Here is a 6,790-nt window from a genome sequence, read left to right on the forward strand (position 1 = left end):
GTTGCCTGAAGAACATCAATCATCCCAGCTCAGAAGGCACTTTCTCCATTCCAACACGCCTTCACCCACAGATTACGTCGGTGGATCGAGGCTAAAGGCTCGCCCGAAGGAACTATCACCTCAACGGCCTCGAGATATTGTCAAATCCTGTGGATCGGCAGGTTTCAGGCGACCTCCGTTTGGTTGGTTTCGGCCGCGCCGGGTGACGGCGGGGTGATGTCGCGGGGGCGTTCAATGAGCTTGCCCTTGTGGAACAGTGCCCCGGCGCGGACCAGTGCGACCAGCTCGGGTGCGTTGACCTTGCGCCAGCGGGCCTGGGCGGCCTCGATCAGCTTGTAGGCCATCGCGATCCCCGCCGCGCGGGAGCCGGGCCCTTCGGTGATCTTCGTCCTCGATCGCACTGTGGCGAAAGTAGATTCGATCGGATTGGTTGTTCGCAGGTGAATCCAATGCTCGGCCGGATACTTGAAGAACTCGAGCAGCACGTCGAGGTCGTCGACGATCTTGGCGACCGCTTTCGGATACCTCTTCCCGTAGTCGATCTCGAACGCCTTCACTGCGAGCTGGGCCTTGTCGATGTCCTCGGCGTTGTAGATGTCCTTCATCGCCGCGACAGCGCCCGGATGTGCCGATTTCGGTAGTGCCGCAAGCACATTGGCCTGCTTGTGAAACGAGCACCGTTGCTCCCGGGTCTGCGGGAACACATCCCGCAGCGCCTTCCAGAACCCGAGCGCACCATCGCCGACCGCCAAGACGGGAGCTGTCATGCCGCGGCGGCGGCGATCACGCAGCAGATCCGCCCACGATTCGGTCGATTCGCGGTAGCCATCGGTGAGCGCGACCAACTCCTTGCGGCCGTCGCCACGCACGCCGATCATCACCAGCAGGCACAGTTTCTCCTGATCCAGCCGCACTTTCACGTGGATGCCGTCGACCCACGAATACACATGATCGGTGCCCGACAGGTCCCGGGCCGCGAACGCAGTGGCCTCGTCCTGCCACTGCCCGGTCAGCCGGGTGATCGACGCCGCAGACAGGCCGGCGCCAGAACCGAGGAACTGCTCCAGGGCGGGCCCGAAATCGCCCGTGGACAATCCGTGCAGATACAGCAATGGCAACACCTCGGTGACTTGCGGCGACTTGCGCGCCCACGCGGGCAGGATCGCCGAGGAAAACCGTTGCCGTTCACCGGTTTCCGGATCGACCCGCTTGTCGTTCACACGTGGCGCACGCACCGTCACCGCGCCCGCCGCGGTCAGAACCTCCCGTTCGGCGTGGTAACCGTTGCCGACCACCAGCCGCCGGCCGTTCTCGTCGACCTGGTCGGCGAACTGGGCGATATAGGCCGCGACCTCGGCCTTCAACGCGGCGGCCAGCATCTGCCGAGCACCGTCGCGGACGATCTCATCGAGCAAAGACCGACCCGAACCGGCCTGGCCACCATCGGCGTCGACGTTCTGAACTACCGTAAACACGGACGTACCTTCCCGACCGGCGTTGGCGCGCCGGCATGATCAAGACTTCGGACTGACAGATCATCCGGGAAGGTGCGTCCTTCCCGTAATCCACAGGTCCTGATCATTTCTCTCATGAGTGGGTCGGGTATTGCGCGTAGGAAGGCGTCGAAATTGACATCTATCAGTTGCGCCATTCCCACGCCACGGAGCTCATCAACGCCGGCGTCTCCATCGAGGTCGTGCGCAAACGCCTTGGGCACGCCTCCACCAACGCCACTCAGATCTACATCCTGCTCGTCGACAAGGTCGCCGACACCGAGATCCAGACCGCCCGGCGACGACGCAGGTAGAGCCCCTGATCCTGAGTAGCTCTCGTCGTCAGTACCGAACCTGGAAAGGTTCTCCCCCATTTTCTCGGCGAGTATGACGAAGTCGTGGACGAGGTAGTCCAGGCCCCAGTATTTTCGGGCGTGTTGACCGTTGCGACGACGGTAGGCGGTCTGCCTACACGGGGCTCCGCAGAATACCCGGGGACGACCCCGAGCACCTGGCTTGCGAGGTGTGAGCGAAAGCCCGCACATCCGACACTTCGCGACATCAGGAGAACGCGCATCAGTGTCCGAGGCCAGCAGGTCCCGAAGCTCGGAACGGCGCAGAACCTCGCGGATCTTTTCGAGCGTAAAGGTCAGATGCCGTGCTTCGGAAGCCATGCGCAACCAGGGTTGATCCATCAGTTCGACGATGTCGATCAAAGCGTTCTGAAGTCGGGGTTCATCGATGAGTGCCTCAATGAACGCCTCGGCCTCCTCCCGATCGAGACGGTCGGCCACATGGGCTGCCAAACCGCCACCCCCACTGTGACGAGTCACCGAACCTCCTCGGCGTCGATGTGCGGTTGTCGCGCGGCGGCTTCTCGTCGCACCCGGCGTCGAGCTGTCTTCGGAGTGATACCGCGACCGAATGCCGCCGCGAACGCTTCGAATACAGCCGGCACATCCTCCGGACGTGCGCGCCGCACAGCGGCGACTCCCACTATGACTACAGCCACCGACACAACCAGCAGCGGTAACTGCACCCAGAACACCGCCCATCCTCCTGCAGCGACCACAGATCCCACATCGATAGACAAACGAACCCTCCCAATGACAAAGGCCCTCGGCGGGGTCCGCCGAAGGCCTCGAAAACAGAAAAAGCCCCATCCGCAGAGGATGAGGCTCGAATCGGACACAGTAGTGTGCCGTCCGCAGTCGAGATTAACCTCGCTGCGACTCAGACGTCAAGCACCTCAAAAGCACAGGTAAGGAGCAGCTTTCACGCACAGCATCCTCCAACGGCCAGGCTGGTATTTCGTAACGCTGGAATAATTCCATCTTTATTGATCGTGATGCTCTGATGCTCACGCAGTCTCGACACTTGTTGATGCCGCTGTGTCATCGGTGTCTATCCGGGGGCGCAGCGGTCTCCAGACCATCGCCGTGACCGCGATGCTCAGGGCGTCGCCGATCACGACACACCACCAGCGGGGGTTCTCGCGTATGCCGCGCGATGTCGTGACGCATGGTTCGGGCGCGGATCAGGTTGTTCAGGAGGGTGAGCCGTGTAAGCCATCGACGACACGGGCCAGCGTGGCTTGGTCGTCGCGGAATGGGCCGCAGGCGACAAGGACGGGATAGCTGACTTCGGTCGTCACCGACGTCGCGACGGTGATGCGGTCAGGATCAGGTGTGCGCTGGGGCAGCCGGGCCTCCTCCAGCGCTTCGGCGATGAGTCGGCGAGCCGACAATTCAGAGGGCCCCATGCTGGTAGCGACGTCAGACAAGCGCAGTCGTCGGATGCGTTCGAGCTGGTCGCGGGAAGCCCGGACCCGCAGCCGCCGCGGGCCTTCCGCGCCGAGCACGGTGCGTTCGATCAGGGAACGAACGTGGGAAGCCAGCTCAGCTGTGCCGATCTCGGTGCTTTCGTCTCGGTTCATCCTAGGTTCCTCACAGACTGGCGGGCCTTCTTACGGATCCGGTGCAGCCAGCGTTCGACCGCCTTCGATGTCACCTGCATCAAGTGCGCGATCTCGATTTGGGAGTAGCCGCTTATGGTCGCCCACAGCAGGGTCCGGTCATCCAGGGACAAGGTAGCCAAGTACTCGATCAGCGTGATTCGATCTATCACGATCTGGGCTGGATCGGCATTGGGCCGCGAACCCCACAGCCCGACCGCGCCGAAGGTCTCGTCGACGGGCGCGGCGAGTTCACCGTGGTGACTGGTCCACCACCGATGTTCCTTCCTGAACACCCAGACGAACTCATGGAGGCAACCGGAGACGAAATACGACGCCAGCGACAATCCTCGGTGGGGATTCCACCCGGTGCCGTCGCGCAACCCTTTCTGCAGTTTTCCCAATGCCCGAACCACGACATGGTCGATGACCTCCTCGCGGTAGACCTGATCGCGGGCCAGCCGCTCACGTCCGACCGACCAATCAGGTAGTCCGAACAGCTTGCCTCCGGTCTGGGCATAGATCTTCCCGCTGCCGATCCAAGGGTCCAGGACCTGCGTGGCGTAGGCCGACAATTCCTCGATGACGTTCGACCACACCACGCCCTGAGCGTCGTGCGCCACCAGAAGACCAAACAGCTCGAACTCCGCCTGTACCCGATCTAGGCAGGCCGCCCATACTGCTGGATCGACCGGATTCCCGACCTGATCCAGCACAGTGAAGTTGCTGTCCAGCTCATCGAAACCGTCTGTGCCCCCGGCGACGCCATGATCCCGGAGAAGGCCGTCATGAACTTTCTCCGGGAACGTCGCGCCGTCGGGGACGAGATCGGACATGCTGCCGGGCGCGACAGCATCGAAGTCCGATGTGCCCATTCGTTCCTCCTCCACGCACACTTCGAGTCGGCCTACCGCGCCCACCCGCGACCCTGCTATCTGCTCGCACGATCGACAACGTTCTAGACGTAACTTGCCGAATCCCCCCTCCGACAACCGAAATGGCCAAAATACGCTAGGCGTAGCCCGGAAGATCTCGGAGAGTTCGGGCATCGAGGAAACACCGTCACTTCTTGGTGAGACCTGTTGGTGGGTCAGATAACAGTCGAAGCCGAGGATCCGCTCGCTGTGGGCGAGAGTTTGCCCACCTCACGCGTGTACGGGATCAGCTCGGCCCGGAAAGCCGAGATGTCGGTTTAGGGTAGAGCCCAGTCCGACACGACCGACCGGAACTAAGCTGCGTCAGAATAGAGTCCGATATATCGTTGCTTGGCACTTGTCCGCTGGAATCTTAGAGTCCAAGCTGACATATCCGGTGCCGGACTTCGGCGATGCGCGATGGCCTAATCAGGGCCACCACCGTCGATGAGGATACCGTCCGCCAACCCGACGGCATCGACCTCGAACGCTTCTTCACCGACAAAGACACCGCGCAACTCGACGAACTGCTCGGGGTCGTCCGCGACGGCAACACCGCAGAGGACCTCGGCACCTTCACCGCCGTCGCAACAGCGGTCTGAAGTCAGCCGCGTCCCGGTAGCCTCTTCCGATCCAGGCGCCGAGGGTTGCGCGGATCCGGTCAGCGACACAGCACGCTGTTGCCTCGTCGAGGACAAGGTGAGCCCGTCGGTGCCACTGAATCAGGGGCGAAGCGACGCGTTCGAACGCGAGCCGATATAGTTCAATGGTAGAACTTCTGCTTCTGCCGCACCACAATTCGGCTCTCTGCGATCAGCTTCGTGCAGCTACTCTTACCAGTGAATATAGCTTTCCGCTATATTCATGCGAGTTCGGCTGCGCTGCATCATTTTCGGGCCGATTCGGCTGAAAGTATCGAGTAAATATAGACCTCGACGAACAGGCACCGAGCTACCGCACATGCCGGAACGCATACCGAACTCGACGCGTCCGTGTCATCGTCTGTCGTATGCCGAACGGACGCAACGCCGACCCTGCTGTGGTGGCCGAGAAAATGGCGCGTATTCGCGCCCCTCACGTGAAGCCCCTGAACGATCTCGCCGATCGGATCGCCGCATCGATCGGCTTGCCGCAGGGGCATGTCCCGTATGTCGATCCGGACCAAGGCGGTACCGGGGCGCGGGTGCTGGTCCTGCTCGACAACCCGTCCACCAAAGCCGAGGCGGGAACCGGGTCGGGGTTGTTGAGTTTGGATAACGATGATCGCACCGCCCGCAATTGCCGCGAAGCGTACGCGCGCCACGGCGTGCAGTGGTCGCGAGTCGTGCACTGGAACGTTGTCCCGTTCCCGGTGGCCGGAGTCAAGAACGGCGGCTCGACCCCCGCCGAGCGCGCCCGAGCGGTGCGCTGGACACGGGAAGTCGTCGATCTGTGCCCCGACCTCGAGCAGGTGCTGTTGCTGGGCACTGCTGCCCGTGACGGATGGGCTCGGGCTGGAATCGATCGCGACTTCTACGTCCTCCCCGGCAAGATTCCGCACTGCTCAGCCCGCGGGTTGAACTCCCCCGGAGGCCGCAGACGATTCGAAGCGGCTGTTGCCCAAATCGCCCGATCCGTCAGGTAATGAGACCGGTCCACGGAGTCCAGTCAATGCGGCCACTGGTGGGCATGTTTGTGGTGCACGGACCTATCCGGTCTGGTGTACCTCGACCTCGACATCGGGTGCGCCGTTCGAGGTGAACCAATCCAGTAGTTCGGGTCCGTCCAGTAGGCGCGGCGAATCGACCCCGATGTCGACAGGTCCCGTGACCGAGCCGCTGCAACCGCTCACGTCACAGCCCGCCATTCGCGCACCCGAGAACCATGTTTTCCCGAAGACACATTCGTGGAGAACCGCTTGCCGCAGATCCACCCCGTAGAACGATGTGCGTCGCAGTCGGGCACCACTGAGGTCAGCGCCGAATAGATCCGACTCGCTGAAATCGGCGCGTTGCAGCTGCGCACCACACAACTTCGCGGACCGAGCATGACAACCCCGGGCCTGAACCTTCCGAAGATCGGCACCGCTGAGATCAGCTTGCGACAGTTGCGCCCCAGCGAGCCATGCCGTGTAGAGGTCGACGCCGACAAGTAACATGCGGGTCAGCGTGGCTCCGCTGAATTCAGCGCCGAGCAGATCCAGCCCGGACAGATCCGCACCGGTAAAATCGAGCCCGTATCCGTGCAGCAGCGACGATGCCGTCTGTTCTGCGCCCGGATCGGGAGGAAGCCCTTGCAGATAGTCGGTCAGCACTTTCCGCGCGCCCTGTTCTTCGGGCCATCGACGGACGTCGCTTAGCCTCGGTCAATCACGCCGGATGAGCTGATAGCGGCTTTGAAATGGCGAAAGGTGCTCTGAACTGCGATAATTCGGCTTGCTTAGGGACGAA

7 protein-coding genes are annotated in these 6,790 nt (G+C 62.2%); 3 read left to right on the forward strand and 4 right to left on the reverse strand.

Going from position 1 to position 6,790, the window contains the following annotated elements; translation table 11 throughout:
- Nucleotides 1-164: 164 nt before the first annotated feature.
- On the reverse strand, nt 165-1,475 hold the full coding sequence (locus tag ABZS43_RS36300; protein WP_355040545.1) for an IS256 family transposase: 1,311 nt from the start codon (nt 1,473-1,475) through the stop codon (nt 165-167).
- Nucleotides 1,476-1,642: 167 nt separating this feature from the next.
- Between ABZS43_RS36300 and ABZS43_RS36305 the strand changes: the two genes are divergently transcribed.
- Complete coding sequence (locus ABZS43_RS36305; protein WP_355040546.1) at nt 1,643-1,807, forward strand: tyrosine-type recombinase/integrase; 165 nt, start codon at nt 1,643-1,645, stop codon at nt 1,805-1,807.
- A gap of 1,232 nt (nt 1,808-3,039) precedes the next feature.
- On the opposite strand, the gene ABZS43_RS36310 is transcribed toward ABZS43_RS36305, so the two are convergent.
- Together ABZS43_RS36310 and ABZS43_RS36315 are read right to left on the reverse strand one after the other, a co-directional pair.
- Nucleotides 3,040-3,429 (reverse strand): hypothetical protein, encoded by a 390-nt coding sequence (locus ABZS43_RS36310; RefSeq protein ID WP_355040547.1) that lies wholly within the window; start codon nt 3,427-3,429, stop codon nt 3,040-3,042.
- Nucleotides 3,426-4,322: a sigma-70 family RNA polymerase sigma factor gene (locus ABZS43_RS36315; RefSeq protein ID WP_355040548.1), complete on the reverse strand. Its 897-nt coding sequence runs from the start codon at nt 4,320-4,322 to the stop codon at nt 3,426-3,428. The genes ABZS43_RS36310 and ABZS43_RS36315 overlap by 4 nt, the downstream gene beginning before the upstream one ends.
- Nucleotides 4,323-4,774: 452 nt before the next feature.
- Between ABZS43_RS36315 and ABZS43_RS36320 the strand changes: the two genes are divergently transcribed.
- A complete protein-coding gene (locus ABZS43_RS36320) occupies nt 4,775-4,963 on the forward strand; it encodes a hypothetical protein (RefSeq protein WP_355040549.1) in 189 nt (62 codons plus the stop codon).
- A 407-nt stretch (nt 4,964-5,370) separates the two neighbouring features.
- Nucleotides 5,371-5,985, forward strand: a complete 615-nt coding sequence (locus ABZS43_RS36325; protein WP_355040550.1) for a uracil-DNA glycosylase — start codon at nt 5,371-5,373, stop codon at nt 5,983-5,985.
- 63 nt (nt 5,986-6,048) lie between these two features.
- On the opposite strand, the gene ABZS43_RS36330 is transcribed toward ABZS43_RS36325, so the two are convergent.
- Nucleotides 6,049-6,654, reverse strand: a complete 606-nt coding sequence (locus ABZS43_RS36330; RefSeq protein ID WP_355040551.1) for a pentapeptide repeat-containing protein — start codon at nt 6,652-6,654, stop codon at nt 6,049-6,051.
- Nucleotides 6,655-6,790: the final 136 nt, after the last annotated feature.

It is taken from the genome of Nocardia sp. NPDC005366 (genome assembly GCF_040606855.1).
Lineage (GTDB): Bacteria > Actinomycetota > Actinomycetes > Mycobacteriales > Mycobacteriaceae > Nocardia.

Bases quoted from the DNA above. Each gene is read 5' to 3' on its own strand.
- ABZS43_RS36310 (WP_355040547.1), bottom strand. From the start codon at position 3,429: ATGAACCGAGACGAAAGCACCGAGATCGGCACAGCTGAGCTGGCTTCC.
- ABZS43_RS36325 (WP_355040550.1), top strand. From the start codon at position 5,371: ATGCCGAACGGACGCAACGCCGACCCTGCTGTGGTGGCCGAGAAAATG.
- ABZS43_RS36315 (WP_355040548.1), bottom strand. From the start codon at position 4,322: ATGGGCACATCGGACTTCGATGCTGTCGCGCCCGGCAGCATGTCCGAT.
- ABZS43_RS36320 (WP_355040549.1), top strand. From the start codon at position 4,775: ATGCGCGATGGCCTAATCAGGGCCACCACCGTCGATGAGGATACCGTC.